This window comes from Kribbella sp. NPDC051952 (assembly GCF_040680855.1).
Classification (GTDB): Bacteria; Actinomycetota; Actinomycetes; order Propionibacteriales; family Kribbellaceae; genus Kribbella.
Window position 1 is genome coordinate 22617 of record NZ_JBFAXQ010000029.1, and the last position, 16650, is coordinate 39266.

Annotated in this window: 19 protein-coding genes; 9 read left to right on the forward strand and 10 right to left on the reverse strand. The window is 66.1% G+C overall.

All coding sequences use genetic code 11. The features are described 5' to 3' along the window. Together AB0L70_RS35415 and AB0L70_RS35420 are read right to left on the reverse strand one after the other, a co-directional pair. Entirely contained in the window at positions 1-321 is a 321-nt protein-coding gene (locus tag AB0L70_RS35415) for a hypothetical protein (RefSeq protein WP_363691188.1), read from the reverse strand. A 125-nt stretch (positions 322-446) separates the two neighbouring features. Next, entirely contained in the window at positions 447-1004 is a 558-nt protein-coding gene (locus AB0L70_RS35420) for a hemerythrin domain-containing protein (protein ID WP_363691189.1), read from the reverse strand. Between the two features lie 212 nt (positions 1005-1216). Between AB0L70_RS35420 and AB0L70_RS35425 the strand changes: the two genes are divergently transcribed. Beyond that, positions 1217-2194: a YihY/virulence factor BrkB family protein gene (locus AB0L70_RS35425; RefSeq protein ID WP_363691190.1), complete on the forward strand. Its 978-nt coding sequence runs from the start codon at positions 1217-1219 to the stop codon at positions 2192-2194. A 13-nt stretch (positions 2195-2207) separates the two neighbouring features. Here AB0L70_RS35425 and AB0L70_RS35430 read toward each other — a convergent pair whose 3' ends face one another. Next, a complete protein-coding gene (locus AB0L70_RS35430; RefSeq protein ID WP_363691191.1) occupies positions 2208-2639 on the reverse strand; it encodes an SRPBCC family protein in 432 nt (143 codons plus the stop codon). 218 nt (positions 2640-2857) lie between these two features. On the opposite strand from AB0L70_RS35430, the gene AB0L70_RS35435 reads away from it, so the two are divergent. The 5 genes from AB0L70_RS35435 to tal all read left to right on the forward strand — a co-directional run bounded on the left by AB0L70_RS35435 (position 2858) and on the right by tal (position 8027). After that, on the forward strand, positions 2858-3835 hold the full coding sequence (locus AB0L70_RS35435; RefSeq protein WP_363691192.1) for a MerR family transcriptional regulator: 978 nt from the start codon (positions 2858-2860) through the stop codon (positions 3833-3835). A 227-nt stretch (positions 3836-4062) separates the two neighbouring features. Beyond that, entirely contained in the window at positions 4063-4572 is a 510-nt protein-coding gene (locus AB0L70_RS35440; protein ID WP_363691194.1) for a pyridoxamine 5'-phosphate oxidase family protein, read from the forward strand. Positions 4573-4810: 238 nt separating this feature from the next. Continuing rightward, on the forward strand, positions 4811-5683 hold the full coding sequence (locus AB0L70_RS35445; protein WP_363691195.1) for a manganese catalase family protein: 873 nt from the start codon (positions 4811-4813) through the stop codon (positions 5681-5683). An 84-nt stretch (positions 5684-5767) separates the two neighbouring features. After that, positions 5768-6832 (forward strand): NAD-dependent epimerase/dehydratase family protein, encoded by a 1065-nt coding sequence (locus AB0L70_RS35450; RefSeq protein WP_363691196.1) that lies wholly within the window; start codon positions 5768-5770, stop codon positions 6830-6832. Between the two features lie 88 nt (positions 6833-6920). Next, positions 6921-8027: a transaldolase gene (tal, locus tag AB0L70_RS35455; protein WP_363691197.1), complete on the forward strand. Its 1107-nt coding sequence runs from the start codon at positions 6921-6923 to the stop codon at positions 8025-8027. On the opposite strand, the gene AB0L70_RS35460 is transcribed toward tal, so the two are convergent. From AB0L70_RS35460 to AB0L70_RS35480, 5 genes are all read right to left on the reverse strand, one after another. Further along, entirely contained in the window at positions 8028-8447 is a 420-nt protein-coding gene (locus AB0L70_RS35460; protein WP_363691198.1) for a hypothetical protein, read from the reverse strand. 60 nt (positions 8448-8507) lie between these two features. Continuing rightward, positions 8508-9236, reverse strand: coding sequence for an alpha/beta hydrolase (locus tag AB0L70_RS35465; RefSeq protein ID WP_363691199.1), 729 nt, complete (start codon positions 9234-9236; stop codon positions 8508-8510). 44 nt (positions 9237-9280) lie between these two features. Beyond that, on the reverse strand, positions 9281-9901 hold the full coding sequence (locus tag AB0L70_RS35470; RefSeq protein ID WP_363691201.1) for a LysE family translocator: 621 nt from the start codon (positions 9899-9901) through the stop codon (positions 9281-9283). Positions 9902-10120: 219 nt separating this feature from the next. Further along, complete coding sequence (locus AB0L70_RS35475) at positions 10121-11155, reverse strand: YihY/virulence factor BrkB family protein (RefSeq protein WP_363691203.1); 1035 nt, start codon at positions 11153-11155, stop codon at positions 10121-10123. A gap of 132 nt (positions 11156-11287) precedes the next feature. Next, positions 11288-12130, reverse strand: a complete 843-nt coding sequence (locus AB0L70_RS35480) for an SDR family oxidoreductase (protein ID WP_363691204.1) — start codon at positions 12128-12130, stop codon at positions 11288-11290. Positions 12131-12270: 140 nt separating this feature from the next. On the opposite strand from AB0L70_RS35480, the gene AB0L70_RS35485 reads away from it, so the two are divergent. Together AB0L70_RS35485 and AB0L70_RS35490 are read left to right on the forward strand one after the other, a co-directional pair. After that, positions 12271-13206, forward strand: a complete 936-nt coding sequence (locus AB0L70_RS35485; RefSeq protein ID WP_363691205.1) for a helix-turn-helix transcriptional regulator — start codon at positions 12271-12273, stop codon at positions 13204-13206. Positions 13207-13283: 77 nt separating this feature from the next. Next, positions 13284-13637: a PRC-barrel domain-containing protein gene (locus AB0L70_RS35490; protein WP_363691206.1), complete on the forward strand. Its 354-nt coding sequence runs from the start codon at positions 13284-13286 to the stop codon at positions 13635-13637. 79 nt (positions 13638-13716) lie between these two features. Here AB0L70_RS35490 and AB0L70_RS35495 read toward each other — a convergent pair whose 3' ends face one another. Then, positions 13717-14595, reverse strand: coding sequence for an SDR family oxidoreductase (locus AB0L70_RS35495; RefSeq protein ID WP_363691207.1), 879 nt, complete (start codon positions 14593-14595; stop codon positions 13717-13719). Positions 14596-14865: 270 nt separating this feature from the next. On the opposite strand from AB0L70_RS35495, the gene AB0L70_RS35500 reads away from it, so the two are divergent. Beyond that, positions 14866-15273 (forward strand): PH domain-containing protein, encoded by a 408-nt coding sequence (locus AB0L70_RS35500; protein WP_363691208.1) that lies wholly within the window; start codon positions 14866-14868, stop codon positions 15271-15273. Positions 15274-15503: 230 nt separating this feature from the next. Here the strand turns inward: AB0L70_RS35500 and AB0L70_RS35505 are convergent, their stop codons facing one another. Further along, positions 15504-16649, reverse strand: coding sequence for a nuclear transport factor 2 family protein (locus tag AB0L70_RS35505; protein WP_363691209.1), 1146 nt, complete (start codon positions 16647-16649; stop codon positions 15504-15506). Between the last annotated feature and the right edge of the window lies 1 nt (position 16650).

Here is a 16650-nt window from a genome sequence, read left to right on the forward strand (position 1 = left end):
CTAAAGCTTTCCCGAGTTCTTGCCGGCTCGCCGTTTGGAGACGACGATCGCACCGACCACGATCACCGGTACGAGCACGACCAGGAAGAGCCAGGACATCCCGGACCAGTCGTTGTTGTCGCCATCGGCCGAGCCGGACGGTTCCGGGCTCGGTGTCGCGGCCATCGGCTGATCGGCGGAGATCGGGACCGCGTGGATGAATGCCTGATCCGGCACTGTTTGGGACGCCATCGCCAATGACCCGAAGGCGACTGTCCCGAAGGCAACGAAGAGGGCTACCGCAAGTGCGGTCAGCAGCCCGTGCCGGTGTGTTTTCCTCATGCTGTCAGGTACCCCGGTGATCTCCGACCGAACCTGATCAGCGAGTGTCGATGGCTACTGACCTCTGAAATATCGAGTCCCCGGTGCTGTCGTCTGATCACCGGGGACACGGAGGTGCGGCTGGATCAGCTCTCCGCCTCGTCCTGCAGCTTCTTCTGCAGGTCGTCCTTGCTGAGACCTGAGGTCCCGGAGATGTCGGCGTTGCTCGCTTGCTGGGCGAGTTGCTCCCGGGTCAGCTCGCCGGGCTGTTCGCCGAGGTGTTGCTTGCGGCTGGCAACGAACGCTTCACCGAGCTCGGTACGGCGTTCGTCCGACAGGTTGGCCCGCATTCCGGGCAGGACCTTGGTCTCTTCCTCCTCGACGTGATGCGACACGGCGTCGATCAGGTTCTGCAGCGCCTTGTCGAACTCGCCCGACATCGGATCGGTCCCGGCGAGCTTCACCAGGAGCTGGTCGGCCTCGACGTGCTCCTGCTGGCTGTGCGAAACCTCTTCCTTCTCGCCGGCCTCCTGCGCCGCGACCGGGTAGACCTCCGCCTCTTCGGCCCGGCTGTGGGCGGTCAGCAAGGTGGTGAGTACCGGTAGCAGGTTCGGCCGCTTCTCCGGGCTGTCCTTGAGCTCGTCGAAGAGCCGTTCAACCTCACGGTGGTCCTGCATGATCAGATCAACAACGTCCACAGCCATCTCGTAGTCCTTTCGCAGGGGTTGGTACCTACTCCGGTACCCAGGGTCATGTGGGCCGAAGGCATCAGACCGCGCCCTTGACGACCAAGCCGATCGCCAAGCCCGCTTGAATTCCGTGCAATCGCTTGCCCAGCTCAGGCTGTTTGGCCTCGGACACCGGTAGTTCGACCCTGTGGTGGTTCGACGTTGTAGCTCCTGGAAGGAGCCGTCACATGTCTCAAACGACGAATCATCGGTCGGATGCCGAGAATCCGCCCGCGGACGTTCCGGGAGTGGATGCCGAGAAGCCGACGGAGATTCCGGCGGCCGGCTGGTGGCAGGTGATCCGGAGAGCGTGGGCCGAGGCCAAGGCCGACCAGGTCCCGCTGCTTGCTGCCGGCGTCGCGTTCTTCGGCTTCCTCTCGTTGTTTCCGGCCGTCGTCGCTGCCGTACTGGCCTACGGCCTGGTTGCCGATCCGGGAACGATTCGCAACCAGGCCAAGGATCTGACCGCAGCCATGCCGGCGTCAGGGCGCGATCTGCTGCTCCAGCAACTCGACGCCCTGACCTCGGCGCCACGGCAGGGCCTGGGGATCGGCGTCGCGATCGCCGTGGTGGCCGCGCTGTGGAGCGCGTCCGGAGGCACGGGGTACCTGCTGACCGCGGTGAACCTCGCGTACGACGAGGAGGAGACGCGCGGGTTCGTCCGTCGGAAGCTCCTGGCCTTGGGCATGACGCTCGGCGCCATCGTCTTCGTCCTGCTCGCGATCGCCCTGTTCGCGGCCGGCGCCGCGATCGGCGACGATCTCGCAACGCCGCTGCGGATCGGGCTCGAGGTGGCCCGCCTGGTGCTTGCCGTCGTACTGATCACGGTGGCACTTGCGGTCGTCTATCGGCTCGGACCGGATCGGGACGCGCCGCGCATCCGCTGGGTGTCGACGGGAGCTGTTGTCGCGACCGTCATCTGGCTGATTGCGTCGGTCGGTTTCTCGATCTATGTCGAGACTTTCGGCAACTACGCCAAGACCTACGGCAGCCTGGCCGCAGTGGTCGTACTGATGCTGTGGCTCTGGCTGACGGCGTACGCCGTACTGCTCGGAGCCGAGATCAACGCCGAAGCCGAACAACAGACCGCCCGCGACACCACCAAAGGTGACCCACGTCCCCTCGGGGACCGAAACGCCGTCAAGGCCGACTCCCTCCCGCAGTAGCTGGGATTAGTTGTTACAGCTTGAAGAGGGCTTTGCGCATGCCTTGTTCGGCGTTGTCGCCGAGCTTCTTGAACTGGCCTTTCAGTAGCGGCACCGCGAGCCGGGCGAGGCCTCTGAAGTGGAAGATGGCGCGGTAGGTGACTTCGGTGCCGCCCCCGGTGTCGCGGAACCTCATGATGTCGTGGGAGACGAGCGACTTGTTCTCACCGCGGAGCTGGAACAGCCGGCCAGGCTCGAACGCCTCGACCGTGTATTCCAGGTCGGACTCGCGGCCGGCGAAGGACGACGTGTTGTGGTACCTGGTGCCGACTCCGCCATTGCCGTCGATCTTGGTGGTTTTGACGGTGCCCGGGTCCCACTCATTGGTGTTCTCGAAGTCGGACAGATAGGCGAAGACGGCCTGGACGGGTCTGTCGACGACGATGACGCGTTCGATGGTGGTCACGGGCATGCTCCAGGTTGAGTCGAGTGGCCAGGCTCGCGATCCGGTGGACTTCGCCGCGCCGGCCTGCCGGTCCAGTACCCGCTGGGACGGATGCGCATGCGCGAAACTTGGGCAAGTCGGCAGGCAAACCTGTGCACCTGTTCTATCCATCCTTTCCGGACAGGCCTACAGTCGAGATGCCGGGCACTCTGTGCGTGTCCGCAACCGGAAGGCAGCACATGACGAGCAGGGAGCAACGCCTCGCCCAGGTATTCGTAGAAGTTGCGGATACCCTCGTCGCTGACTCGACGTCGCGCGGAACATTGTTTTCGGTGGGGCAGGTCGCGGAGTTGCTCGGGATCCCGGCGGTGACCTTGCGCAGCTGGGAACGCCGCTACGACATCGGTCCTTCTCAGCGCTCGCCCGGACAGCATCGCCGCTACAACCGGGCGGACGTCGAGCGGCTGCAGCGGATGCGGAACCTGATCGCAGCAGGGATGCCGGCGCGTGAGGCCGCGCCGCTCTCCGCAGCTGCCACCGCCGGCACCGATCGCGACAGCGCAGAGCTGTGGAGCGAGCATGAGGCTCAGTACCTGGTGGATCTGGCCTCGAGTGCGCGTCTGCAGCTGCTGGCCGATGAGCTCCAGTCCTGCTTGACGCAAAGGGGGGTGGCATCGGCCTGGGACCAGGTGATCCGCCCAGGCCTGCGGATACTGGAGGCCCGACAGCTGGCAACGGGCGATTGCACCGACATCGAACTCGTGCTGACCCAGGCGGTCTCGGAAGCCGTCGACCGCCATACCGACCTGCTCCGGGCACGAGCCGGCGACGCACCACATCCCGTGCTGTTGATCTGCTCTCCCGGAGAACGGCACTACCTACCGCTGAAGATCCTGCAGGGCGCTTTGCTGGACCAGGCCGTCCCAACGGTCTTCCTCGGTCCGGGCCTGCCGGTTGATGCGGCCATTGACGCGATCACCCGCATCACCCCCTCGGTCGTTGTGTTGTGGGCGTTGGTCCGGCGCCGCGAACTGATGAAATTCCATCGCACCATCACGAGCGACGGCGGAGTCGTGTCCTGCGCGGCGGGTCCGGGTTGGCCGCATTCCCCTGATCCAGCGACGACCCTGGACAGCGCCATCGAGCAGATCAGCGAGCTGTGGCTCACCGCGAACTCCGGCGCAGCAACCTCCGGCCAGATGCGTCGCGATACGTAAGCACTGCAGTCGCTCACTGTCCCGGGATCGACTCTCTGCCCTTGTAATTCAAAGAAAACTGCGTCGAGCTGTTGGGTTCACCAATGGATCGGTATAGGTTTGAGGTGCTGGATGCATAAGTTCAGCCGACGCCCCCGAGAGTCATCTATCTCGATGTCGCCGAGCTCCTGGAGCCGCGGCCTGGTTGGAATCCGCCAACAGACAGCTATCGAAAGGGACCGAATCTCATGAACGCGAACCGTGAGGCAGTGCAACACGTCGCCGAGCTCGTCGAGCGCGCGAAGATCAGCATGCTGACCACCATGACCAGCACCGGGAAGCACGTCAGCAGGCCGATGGCGGTGCAGGATGTCGAGTTCGACGGTGACCTGTGGTTCTTCGCCTACGAAGACTCCGACAAAGCAACCCAGCTCAGGGCCAATCCGCAGGTGAACGTCAGCTTCTCCAACGACAAATCAAGCGAATGGACCTCAGTCTCGGGTACGGCCGAGATCGTCCACGACCAGGCAAAGGCCGAGGAGTTGTGGTCGGCACCGCTGAAGACCTGGTTCCCCGAAGGATTGGATACCCCGGGGCTGACGCTGATCAAGGTCCACGCCGACAGCGCCGAGTACTGGGAAAGCTCCAGCAGCAAGGTCGTCCAGCTGATCGGCGCCGCCCGCGCGGCGATCTCGGGGGACCCGGACAAGTTCCCCAGCACCAACGAAGAAGTCTCCCTCGGGGACAACCCCGCCTGAGCGACCACCGAGTTGGGCAGCGCGATCGTTTGTCCGTGGGTACCGGCCTCGCGAACAGTTGAAGGCGCGGGGGCCGGACAGCTGTGATTCTGATTGTTGCCCCAGACCTGGCAGCAGCCCACTCACCAGACTGCGGCCGTAGGCAACTCCCCGACAGCACTGCTGTCGGTGCGCCAGACCCGGTGCCATCTTGCCCAGCAGTCGAGCGACGTATCAAGGCTCGACGAGAGGAAGAACCATGTTCCGTCACACCAAGCGGTTGCAGTTCGAGGCCAAGCCGGAGAAGCCGGACCCGGTGTACGCCCGCAAGTTGCAGGAGTTGATCGGCGGCACGTACGGCGAGATGTCCGTGACGATGCAGTACCTCTTCCAAGGCTGGAACTGCCGCGTCGAGGGCAAGTACAAGGACCTCATCATGGACACCGCGACCGAGGAGATCGGTCACGTCGAGATGCTCGCCACGATGGTTGCCCGCCTGCTGGAAGGTGCGCCGGCCACGATGACCGCGGAGGCCGTCAAGGATCCGGTCATGGCGGCGATGATCGGCGGGATGGACCCCCAGCACGCGATCGTCGCGGGTGGTGGAGCATTGCTCGCAGACAGCCAGGGAGTGCCGTGGAACGGCCGCTATATCGTTGCTAGCGGCAACCTGTTGGCCGATTTCCGTGCCAACGCTGCGGCCGAGGCGCAGGGGCGGTTGCAGACCGCCCGGCTGTACAACATGACCGACGATCCGGGCGTGAAGGCGATGCTGCAGTTCAACCTCGCCCGCGACACGGTCCACCAGAAGCAGTGGCTGAAGGCCATCGAAGAGCTCGAGTCCGACGGACTGGAAGGCCCGATCGTGCCCGACGCACTGTTCGACGAAGAGGACCAGGACCACAACCACACCATCTGGCGGCTGTCCGACGGCACCGACGGCCAGGACGGTGGGTGGACCAAGGGCGAGGATCCCTTGGAGTACCTGCTCGATCCCGAGCCGCTTGGCGGTCCTGGAACCGCGCCGGCGCCCGACCCGGCCCTGTTCGGCACGTACTCCACCGTCCAGGACCTCAAGGGGACCATCAAGGGCAAGGTGCAGGCCAAGGCCAAGAAGAAGGCTTCCAAGTAGCTGAGTCGGCCGCCCTGGCAGCAGGTGGCTGGGGCGGTCGAGGTTTCTGTAGGGGCACAGCGAAGATGGACTGGGAGCAAGACCATGCGAGTTGTCATCACCGGCGCCAGCGGCAGCGTGGGAAGCGCGCTGATCCGGCGTCTGCAGGCCTCCGGAGAGCACGACATCGTCGCTGTGGCACGACGTACACCCAGCCACGCCCCGGCTTCCGGGCCGAAGTGGGCGTCGATAGATCTGTCCAGGCCTGACAGCGGCCGCGTGCTACGACTCGCAGTCCGTGATGCTGACGCGGTCGTCCACTTGGCCTGGGCATTCCAGCCTTCACATCAGGTCGGGTATCTCGAGGCCGTCGGGGTCGGCGGGACGCAACGCGTCCTGGACGCGTGCGCTGCGATGGGTGTTGGCCAGATAGTTCACATGTCTTCCGTGGGAGCCTACTCACCCAAGCGTGATGCGACTCCGGTCGACGAGGAGTGGCCGGTCGACGGCGTACCCAGCTCGTCGTACAGCAGGCACAAGGCTGCGGCCGAAAGGTTGCTGACCTCGTTCGAACAGACCGCCGAGGGTACGGCTGTCGCGCGGCTGCGGCCCGGAATCATTGGTCAACTGTCGGCCGGGAGTGCGCTGCTCCGGTACGCCCTGCCGCCGGTGCTGCCCGCCAAGGCCATCAGGGCAATTCCGGTGCTTCCGATGCCCGCGGGGCTGACGATTCCGATGGTGCACGCCGATGACGTTGCGGAAGCGATCGTCCGTGTGCTGTGGCAGCGCGCCGCCGGCGCGTTCAATCTGGCCGCCGCGTCACCGGTCAGTGCCGCGATGATTGCCGAGGCTCTCGGAGTGCGGTGGATCGAAACTCCGGTCCGGGTGGTTCGCGCTCTGATGCTGGCCGCGTGGCAGGCAAGGCTTCAGCCCGTTGCTCCTGGCTGGCTCGATCTGGGATATGCCGCGCCGGCGCTGGACAGCTCCCGAGCCCGGCGTGAGCTCGACTGGTCGCCGACGATCGATTCGATGAGTGTTCTGCGGGAAGTTCTCCTGGGAATGGGGCACGCTTCGGCAGGCTCCACCGCAGTACTGCGTCGGCGCACCGTGGTCAGTGAGGTGTCCGACCTACTGAGCCGCGGACCTGTCAGCCACCGACGCCTCCCATGAACCGGCGAACGGCGACCCTCGTCGATGCGGGCAAGTGGTTGCCGAGCGGGCCGTCCTGGCTCAACTGATGCGACTTACTGGAGCAACCATGAATGATCGTCTGAAGGCCTTGGCTGATGCCGGGGTTTCCATCTGGCTCGACGACCTGTCTCGCGAGCTGCTCGAGTCCGGCGAACTGGCGAAGCTGGTGGAGGAGTATTCGGTGGTTGGCGTCACGACGAATCCGACTATCTTTGCCGGTGCCATCGCCAACGGCGAGCGCTACAGCGAGCAGCTCCACAAACTCGTCTCGACGGGCGAGCCGGTCGAGAAGGTGGTCTTTGCGCTCACCACCGCCGACGTGCGCGACGCTTGCGACCTGCTCGCGCCCTTGGCGACGGGCAACTCAGCAGACGGCCGCGTCTCGATCGAGGTCGAACCTACGCTGGCCAACGACACTGCCGGCACCATCGCGTCTGCCCAAGCACTCTGGACGGCCGTCGACCGCCCGAACGTCCTGATCAAGATCCCGGCGACCAAAGAGGGCCTGCCCGCGATCACGGCGGCCATTGCCCAAGGCATCAGTGTCAATGTCACGTTGATCTTCGGCGAGCAGCGCTATCGCGAGGTCATGGACGCCTACCTCACGGGCCTCGAACAAGCCGGCTCCAACGGCCTCGACCTGAGCCAGATCCAGTCCGTTGCGTCGTTCTTCGTCAGCCGTATCGATACTGAGGTCGACGCCCGGCTCGACGCCATCGGTACCAGTGCCGCTCTCGAGCTGAAGGGACACGCCGCCTTGGCGAATGCCCGGCTGGGCTACGCGGCGTACGAAGAAGTGATCGCGAGCGAGCGCTGGAAGCGGCTGGGGCAGGCCGGTGCGCACAAGCAGCGCCCGCTGTGGGCATCCACCGGAGTCAAGTCGAAGGACTATCCCGACACGATGTACGTCATCGGGCTCGTCGTGGCCGACACCGTCAACACTATGCCGCGGGCGACGATGGAGGCGTTCGCCGACCACGGCGTGGTCGAGGGCGACTGCGTCACCGGCCAAGGCGAGAAGGCTCGAAAAACTCTCGACCAGATCACCGCGGTCGGCGTCGACTTCGAGAACGTCCTGACCACCGTCGAGCACGAAGGCGTCGACAAGTTCAAGAATTCCTGGACCGAACTCACCCGGACGGTCACCCAGCAGATGTCAGAAATGCGTGACTGATCAGAATCCGTGGTCCGGCTCGTCCGGCGTCGCCCGGCGTTGCTTCATCTCGGCTTCGAGTTGGTGCTGCTGCCCACCGAGCAACAGGTCACGAACCCTGCGGTGACGCTCGGCGAACGGTTCGTAGTACGTACGCTCGTAGTCGTCGACGATCTGAAATGTCCAGCGCCGATCGTTGACGTTGCGGCCGACGATCTCCCGCTCGAGCTCGTCGGCCAGCTCGTCGTGTCCCGCCGTACGCAGGGCGGCAACTGCTTGAACGACCTGATTGTCCGCCTTGCCGGTCAGCTGGTGGAACTCGTACAACGCGCCGCGCGCCCGGATCACGGTCTCCATTGCCTCCGTCAACGCACCGACGGCTTCCACGGTCGGTGAGTCGACACCTTCGGGACGCTTGAACTGCTCGGGCAACGCGGTCATGTCACGGCGGTACCCGCTACCCGCTCGGCCGAAGCATGCCGCCGATCCGGTCGTGCGCGTTCACTCTGCGCCTTCGTTGGTGATTGGTTGGGTGAATCGAGCTTGAATCGCCTGGACGGCTACGGCGATCGCCTCGGGGTGGGTGATCGGCACCATGTGGGCCGCACCCGGGACCGAGGTGACGAAAGCCTGGCCGCCTGCCGCCTCCGCGAGCTGAGAACACCAGTCGTACGGCGCGATCCGGTCGCGGGACCCGTGCACGATGGCGACTGGCACGCTGGTGCGTGCGATGGCGCGGTCGGAGCGAAAGGATCGCACCGCGTTCATGCCACGCGCCATCGACCCCAGTCCCGTACTGAAGTATTGGGGGAGCAGGATCGGGGCCTCCCACCAGTGTTCGTGGACCGCGGTCCGGATCAGCTGGGTGATCAGCCGAGGCCAGGTGGCGGCCCGCGGGTCGGTCGCCGGGCCGACGAGCACCAGACCGGCGACCGACGTAGACCGTGCGGCGATCTCGATGGCAACAGCGCAGCCGGCTGAGTGGCCGACGAGAACGGCCCCCGGCTGAACAACGTTCGCCAGTCGCTCGGCCAATGCCTCGACTCGCAGCTCTGTGCCGCGGGGAGCACGCTGTCCAAGCGATGGGAGAAGGACGACGGACGCGGGATCTGTGGCGGCTGCGGTCTGGTCGTTCAGGCACCGGAGTACGCCGTACCACTCGCGCGAATCCAGACCGAGCCCCGGAACGAACAGCAGACCCCGCGGCCCTTCGCCCCTGTCCTCGCTCAAACCGCCAGTCACAAGTACCGTCCTTCAGCGTTGCCTGATGCAGCTCAGTGGTCGGTGAGGAGGCGGAGGGCGAGGCCGCCGAAGATCGCGCCGGAGAGGCGCTTGAGGCGGCGCTCGAAGGCGGGGCGGCGGAGTAGCAGCGCGGAGAAGGTCCCCGACATCAGTCCGATCGCGCTGTCCATCACCAGTCCGATGACGATGACCACGGCGCCCAGGATCAGAATCTGCGTGGAGACGGGCCAACCGTGCGGCGTCAGGAACTGTGGCAGGAACGCCAGGTAGAACAGGACGACCTTGGGGTTGGCCAGGTTCGTCAGTACGGCGGACAGATAGGTCCGGCGCAACGAAGTCTTTCGCCCCGGCTCAGCTGGTGTGACCGCTCGTGCTGATCGCAACGCGTTGATGGCCAGGTACAGCAGGAACAAGCCGCCGACGATCCGGATCGCGTCCAGGGCGTACGGCGCTGCACGGAGCAGGGCGCTGAGGCCGGCAGCGGCCAGGACGGTGTGTACGACGACACCGGATGCCATCCCGGTGGCTGCGACGACTCCGGATCTCCGGCCGCCGGAGATGCCGTGGGCAATGATGAACATCATGCCGGGACCCGGCACGATGTTCAGAACCACGCAAGCCAAGGCGAAACCGAGCACAGCCGCGGTATCCATGCCCGCCAGCCAAGCATGGCCCTGCACGGATTGGAACCCTGAGGCCCCCCGACGAGTGGCTTCGCCGATGTCCGCCAGTGACGAAACGCGCAGGTTACTGCTCCTTGTGAATGAGGCGGCGAAAGACGGGCGATACGAGTGCGCTCAGCCAGTGCGCCTTATTCAGGCGGTCAGGCCCAAGGCTGTTGTGGACAGGAATAAATCAATCATGATCGCGATTCAGTCGGATTTCCGGTGCTCCGGCTCCTGCGGAGTCTGTGCGGGGGGATCGTCCGGTTCGTGGGGTTCGAAGGTGACCTCGATCGTTTCGGCGGCCTTGTGGCGCTGGGCCTGGGCGTACATCGCGTAGGCGCGATGATCGGCCGGCGTCAGGTCGGTGGCCGAGTCGGTGAAGAGGGCCAGCAACGAACGTGGATAGAGCCGGTGTGTGATCACCGAGTTCAGTTCGGCGCCGAGTACGGCGATCACCGACGCGGCGTAGATGAGCCCGATCAGCCCCAGGGTCAGCGCGAAGACGCCGTTCACCTCACTGGTCCTGGCCAGCACGTTGTTGACGTAGATGCCGCCCAGACGTTCGAGCAGGTGCCAGCCCACTGCGGTGAAGAGCGCGCCCGGGACGATCTTCCGGAAAGCCGGCCGAGGCTTCGTGCCTGGGCGCAGGCACAGCGTGAGCATGGCGGTGAGCACCAGGACGGAGCCGATCGATACGAGCCAGCCCATGTTGTAGGCGACCTGACCGGACAGCGATGCCTGGCTGCCGGCCAGGACGGTCAGGGTGGCGAAGCTGAGGACGGTGAGACCGGCCAGCGACAGCAGCGCGCCGGACCGCAGGCGTCCACGGAACGGATTGGGGCGTCCGTTCCGAGGGACTCCCCAGGTCACGTTGACCGCATTCTGGACCGCCTGTCCGAGCCCGATCACGCCGTACACCGCGGCGAGCGTGCCGACGATGACGGCCGGCGTACTCCCTTGCAGGCCCTGCGGGGTCGCCAGTTGGGTGCCGACGATCGGGAACTCCTTGAGCGCCGACTGCAGGACGGCCTTCTGCAGATCCTCGTTGCCCTGCAGAACGAACCCGAGAACCGACGACGAGATCAGCAGCATCGGGAAGATCGCCACGAACGCGTAGTAGGTGACGATGACCGCGAGATAGCTGCCCTGGTCGTCGAAGAACTTGTACGCCACGGCGAGCGGGAACCCGAGCCGCCGGCGCCGGCGCTGCGCGGTGTCCAGCCACTGCCCGAAGGTGCTCACGTGCCAACCGTACGATCCCCACCTCTCGCACTACTACTGACCGCGAAGCTCGCGGCCGTGGCACTCGGGTGGACCGAGCCGAAAGGATCGCCTCGGCGGCGAGTCAGTGGACCATCAATGACGACAGCACGATCAGGTGTCGTCGTGGTCGAGATGGCTCGACAGTTCGCGGTGGGCGTCAGCGTCCGCGAGCAGCGATGCGGCCTTCTGCTCGAAGGTGCCTACGGCATCCGCCCCCGCCGGCCACCGGGTCACCTTCGGGTCTTGGCCGACGAGCTGCAGTAGGGCGGCGGCGAGTTTGGCCGGGTCGCCACCTTGCTTGCCGTTCATCGACTGCCACTGGGCCACTGTTTCGTCGGTGCGCTGGGCGTAGTCGCTGATGGTGGACCTGGCGAAGTCCGTCGATTCCGGAGTCAGCAACTCGGTGCGGAAGAATCCGGGCTCGACGAGCAGCGTGCGGATGCCGAACGGGGCCACCTCCGGCGCGAGCGACTCGAACCAGCCCTCTACTCCGAACTTCGCTGCGGCGTAGGCGGTCAGGAACTCCCCGCCGTTGATTCCCGCCGTCGAGGAGATCTGCACGAGTAGCCCGGACCGCTGGGAGCGCATCACCGGAAGAACCGCCCGCACGACGTTCACCGAACCGAACAGCACGGTCTCGACCTGAGCGCGGAAGTCGTCCGGGGTGATCTCCTCGAAGAATCCCGCCTTGAAGTTGCCGGCGTTGTTGACCACGACGTCGATACGGCCCAGACGGGACACGGTGGTGTCGATCGCTGCCCGCACGCTCGTGGTGTCGGTGACGTCGAGCGGCACGACGAGCAGGTCGTCGTGGTCGCCGACGGCGCCGGCGACCCGCTCGATGCTGCGTCCGGTCGCCACGACCGTGTGTCCGGCGGCCAGCGCCGCCTTGGCGATATCGGTGCCCATGCCTCGCCCTGCGCCGGTGACCAACCAGATCTGCTTCTCACTCATGCTGTCGTCGTCCTCTTCGTTGTCTGTCGCGTACTCAGCACTGACGAGTCAACGGCGTACGGCACGGATGTGGCAGAGCCTGTCGAGAGGGGAACTGGCAGTGCCCCCTCATCGGGTGCACAGCACCTACGCTGGGACGCATGACCAGGTCTGACGAGTTGCGCGAGTTCCTCGTCACCAGGCGCGCCCGAATCACCCCACAACAGGCAGGCCTACCGACGCTCGGCCATCGCCGCGTCCCAGGACTTCGCCGCGAGGAAGTCGCCACCCTGACCGGGGTCTCGTCGGAGTACTACACCCGGCTCGAACGCGGTAACGCCAACGGCGTCTCGGACTCCGTCCTGGAATCCCTGGCTCGAGCCCTGCAGCTCGACGACGCCGAACGGGCCCACCTGTACAACCTGGTCCGGGCCGCCACACCCTCGGCGCACGCCACCCGCCGACCGTCCACCTCCCGTGTCCGGCCGGCTGTGCAGCGGCTCCTGGATCGAATGAGCGACGTACCCGCGTTCATCCAGGGTGGCAACCTGGACATGCTCGCCGCCAACATCCTGGCCCGCGCGTTGTACTGCGATCTCTACGATGGGCCGGCGATCGACGACCGCACCGGCATCCCGAACCACGGCCGGTTCATCTTCCTCGATCCACGCTCTGCCGACATGTACCCGAACTGGACCAAGGCCGCCGGCGACACCGTCACACAACTGCGTGCCGAAGCCGGCCGCCGCCCCGACGATCGCGAGCTCAACGCGCTCATCGGCGAACTCAGCTCCCGCAGCCCTCAGTTCGCCGCGCTGTGGGCCACCCACAACGTCCGCTGGCACACCACCGGATCGAAGCACTTCCGCCACCGCGTCGTCGGCGACCTCGAACTCGACTACGAAGCCATGGCGCTCGCCGCCGACCCCGGCCACACACTTGTCACCTTCACCGCACGCGCCGACTCACCGTCCGAGCAAGCCCTCGCGTTCCTCGCCAGCTGGGCCGGCGTCGCAGCCTCTGAGACCGACACTGCCCCAACGAACCCGTCACAAGCTGACCGCGGACCTGACCACACCAGCAGTCACGGACACTAGGCAGCTACACAAGCCTGGGCGTCGCGCGCTTCCTCCGCCGACCGATTGGCAGTGTGGGGCCCGGGTACCGGGCGGACATGTTTCCTGCTGAGAACCTGAGAGATTGGCGCGGCCAGAAAGTCATCGACCCGGACGGGGACAAGGTCGGTGAGCTGGAGGCTGTCTATGTCGACACCTCGACCGACGAGCCGGCGTTCGTGACGGTGCGAATCGGCATGCTGGGGCGGCATCGACTCGTGTTCGTGCCGGTGGACGGCGCCACCGTCGCGCCGGCCACCGTCAGGGTGCGCTATCCGAAGAAGCTCATCCACGACGGACCGAGCATCGACACCGATGGCGAGCTCACCGCCGCGAACGAACCAGAGCTGTTCGCCCACTACGACCTTCCCTACTCCGCCGCCACCGGCGAGCGTCGCCTCGGCCGCCGCTGATTCACATCCGTCGTGGGCACGCACTCCTCCAGGCATCCTGGGAGTAGTTGCCTCCGCCGCTCAGCCTCACCCGCCGGGGTCAGGGGAGAGGGCGGCCGCCGGTGATGCCGATGCGTTCGCCGGTGATGTAGGTGGAGTCGTCGGAGGCGAGGAAGACGTACGCCGGTGCGAGTTCGGCGGGCTGTCCGGCGCGGCCGAGGGGAGTGTCGGCGCCGAACTCGCCGACCTTCTCGGCCGGCATCGTGGCCGGAATGAGGGGTGTCCAGATCGGGCCGGGGGCGACGGCGTTGACCCGGATGCCCTTGGCCGCGAGCTCCTGGGACAGTCCCTTGGTGAAGTTCAGGATGGCTGCCTTGGTGGTGGCGTAGTCGAGCAGGTTCGATGAGGGTTCGTAGGCCTGGATGGAGGTCGTGTTGATGATCGTCGAGCCTTCGGACAGGTGTGGCAGGGCGGCCTTGCAGAGCCAGAACATCGCGTAGACGTTGGTCTTCATGACCTGGTCGAACTGCTCGGTGGAGATGTCCGCGATGCCTTCGCGAGACATTTGGTACGCCGCGTTGTTGACCAGGATGTCGAGACCGCCAAGCTCCTCGACGCAGCGTTCGACCAGACGTTGGCAGTGTTTTTCGTCCTGGATGTCACCGGCCAGTGCTGCGGCCTTGCGGCCGGCGTCGGTGACCAGGCGGCAGGTCTCGCGGGCGTCGCTCTCCTCGGCCTCGAGGTGGGAGATCATCACGTCCGCGCCCTCGCGGGCGAAGGCCAGGGCCACTGCGCGGCCGATGCCGGAGTCGCCGCCGGTGATCAGGGCTCGCCGGCCGGTGAGTTTGCCGCTGCCGCGGTAGCTGTCCTCGCCGTAGTCGGGCTCGGGTGTCATCGCGTCGCTGTGCCCGGGATGTTCTTGCTGATCAGGCTCCTGCTGCTCAGGTCCGGCGTACCTGGTGCGTGGATCGGTGCTCATCGTTGCCTTCCATCGGTCGCGAAACAGGAAGCTCCCCGGCCCGAACCAGGTCGGGCGCGTTCCGGGTACCCAGCTGCATGCGCGCGGCTGACATGCTCCCGACAATCGCTCGGCTCGCCGACAGGATGTTTCAATCCGTCCCCGGCGGCTACCGGTCGGTCACGACCTTCCAACGAATCCCGGCCGGGGATGGGGTGGTCGAGGTCTTGGCGTTCGGCCAATGTGCGCCAGGGCCGCCCCGGGTTTCTGTCGGTGGTCGAGGTGAGGTTGATGGAGAACCGTGAGGTTTCGTGGCCCGCCAAGCGACGCCTGCGCCTCATCAGTTCCGGCGGCATGGCCGGAGCAGGAGGTATCTCGGCGGCGACCAGGCTCGTGAGTGGCGAGTTCGCCCTCGGCGTGCTGGGCTTGCTGCTCGCCGCCTGCGGGGCCTACCTGCTCCTGGACGCAGCCCGCTGTCGTGTCGAGACGACAGCGGACGGGCTTCGAGTTGTCGGGCCGTTCGGCGCAACCCGGATCCCATGGCACGATCTCGCAGAGATACGCCCCAACGGCCGGGCGCCGTGGGGTGACAGGCTGCTCGCGGTCAGGAAAGACGGCGAGATCGTGAAGCTTCCGCTGCCACCTACGGACGACGTCGTCAACCGATGGAAGCGCGCCACAGCCACCGATTGTCAGTAGAGCGCAAGCGTCAACCGGCGACGGCATACGGGTCGGTTGGTTGGCTCCATCTCAGACTAGATGCTGTCAGCTCGGCCAACCTCATCGCCGTTGACGAGTTGAGCGGGTAGCCCGAGCGCGGTCGCAGTCTCCGCCTCGCCCGGCAATGCACGGGCTGGTGGCGGATCGCGCACCGGTTCCAGCGTCGGGGTGCGGAGAGCGAAGAGCTGGGTTTCGGTCCAGCCGGTGGTTCAGCTGCGAGCGTAGGCCTTGTTGGCGATGTGCCAGCCGGTGGGAGTGTGGACCAGGAGGAAGATGTCCTTGAAGGTGTCGGGGCCGTGCCAGAGGGTCATCGAGGCGGTGGCGACGGTTCCGTGGACCTCGACGGAGTCGATCCGGCGACGCCTGGACGCTTCGTCGGGTGCTGGGGTGCCGTCGAACTTGGCGCAGTACTGCTCGAGATCCCACGAGACGAAGGCGCCGGCACGGATTCCTTCGATGTGGGCGCTGGGCAGGAAGGCGGCGCGGAAGTGGGCTGGATCGCCGGTCGCGTGGCCGCGGATGTAGGCGTTGAGCGGAGCGAGCACGGCGGCATCTACGGGTGGAACGGTCGCGGCCAGGGCGATGTCCGCGTCGGGATCGGCCGCGCTCTCGGCGAGTTCGGCTGCGTACGGCAACGGATAGCCGGAGGCTGTGCTGAGCAGATCGGCGTCTTTGGCGAGCGCGCCGATCGTGAACTGTGTGGGAGTCGCCTCTCCCAACAGGACCTGGCGTTTGCGAGTGACGAGCCCGCCCAGCTGACCGAGGGCGAGGATGTCGAGGGCCCGGTCCCGGGGGACTCCGAGGGCGGCTGCCTGCTGGAGGCTCTCACGGAGCGCCGAGACTACGCCGGCGAGGCTCGAGTTGGCGATGAGCTTGAGGGCGGCCGCAGTCGCCGCATCTCCAACAGTTTCGATCCGGCCAAGGGATGCCAGTACGTCGACACTTCGAGCCGGCTGTCCGCCGACGAGGATCGTGAGCGATCCGCTGGTGACCGCCGGAACCGATCCGAGGACAGGCGCGTGGAGGTAGCTGGCCCCGAGGTCGGACGACAGCGCCGCCGCCTCGGCCGGGGCGATCGTACTCGTGTTGACAATCAGAGAATCCGGTCGCAGGGCCGGCTTGATTCGGCTGATCACCTCACGACAGGCGGGTCCGTCGTACAAGGCGAGTACGACGATTTCGGCCTTGGCCACGGCGTCGGCCGGATCGGCAGCCAGGGTGATGCTGCCGGCCGCGGACACCGGCGTACGGTTCCAGCCGGTCACCTCCCAGCCCTGACCGGCGAGCCGGTCTGCGATCGCGGTACCCATCCGTCCGAGTCCGAGGACGGTGACATTCGGCAGAGATGCGCTCATG

Bases quoted from the DNA above. Each gene is read 5' to 3' on its own strand.
- AB0L70_RS35415 (WP_363691188.1), bottom strand. From the start codon at position 321: ATGAGGAAAACACACCGGCACGGGCTGCTGACCGCACTTGCGGTAGCC.
- AB0L70_RS35420 (WP_363691189.1), bottom strand. From the start codon at position 1,004: ATGGCTGTGGACGTTGTTGATCTGATCATGCAGGACCACCGTGAGGTT.
- AB0L70_RS35425 (WP_363691190.1), top strand. From the start codon at position 1,217: ATGTCTCAAACGACGAATCATCGGTCGGATGCCGAGAATCCGCCCGCG.
- AB0L70_RS35435 (WP_363691192.1), top strand. From the start codon at position 2,858: ATGACGAGCAGGGAGCAACGCCTCGCCCAGGTATTCGTAGAAGTTGCG.
- AB0L70_RS35440 (WP_363691194.1), top strand. From the start codon at position 4,063: ATGAACGCGAACCGTGAGGCAGTGCAACACGTCGCCGAGCTCGTCGAG.
- AB0L70_RS35445 (WP_363691195.1), top strand. From the start codon at position 4,811: ATGTTCCGTCACACCAAGCGGTTGCAGTTCGAGGCCAAGCCGGAGAAG.
- AB0L70_RS35450 (WP_363691196.1), top strand. From the start codon at position 5,768: ATGCGAGTTGTCATCACCGGCGCCAGCGGCAGCGTGGGAAGCGCGCTG.
- tal (WP_363691197.1), top strand. From the start codon at position 6,921: ATGAATGATCGTCTGAAGGCCTTGGCTGATGCCGGGGTTTCCATCTGG.
- AB0L70_RS35460 (WP_363691198.1), bottom strand. From the start codon at position 8,447: ATGACCGCGTTGCCCGAGCAGTTCAAGCGTCCCGAAGGTGTCGACTCA.
- AB0L70_RS35470 (WP_363691201.1), bottom strand. From the start codon at position 9,901: ATGGATACCGCGGCTGTGCTCGGTTTCGCCTTGGCTTGCGTGGTTCTG.
- AB0L70_RS35480 (WP_363691204.1), bottom strand. From the start codon at position 12,130: ATGAGTGAGAAGCAGATCTGGTTGGTCACCGGCGCAGGGCGAGGCATG.
- AB0L70_RS35485 (WP_363691205.1), top strand. From the start codon at position 12,271: ATGACCAGGTCTGACGAGTTGCGCGAGTTCCTCGTCACCAGGCGCGCC.
- AB0L70_RS35490 (WP_363691206.1), top strand. From the start codon at position 13,284: ATGTTTCCTGCTGAGAACCTGAGAGATTGGCGCGGCCAGAAAGTCATC.
- AB0L70_RS35495 (WP_363691207.1), bottom strand. From the start codon at position 14,595: ATGAGCACCGATCCACGCACCAGGTACGCCGGACCTGAGCAGCAGGAG.
- AB0L70_RS35500 (WP_363691208.1), top strand. From the start codon at position 14,866: ATGGAGAACCGTGAGGTTTCGTGGCCCGCCAAGCGACGCCTGCGCCTC.
- AB0L70_RS35505 (WP_363691209.1), bottom strand. From the start codon at position 16,649: ATGAGCGCATCTCTGCCGAATGTCACCGTCCTCGGACTCGGACGGATG.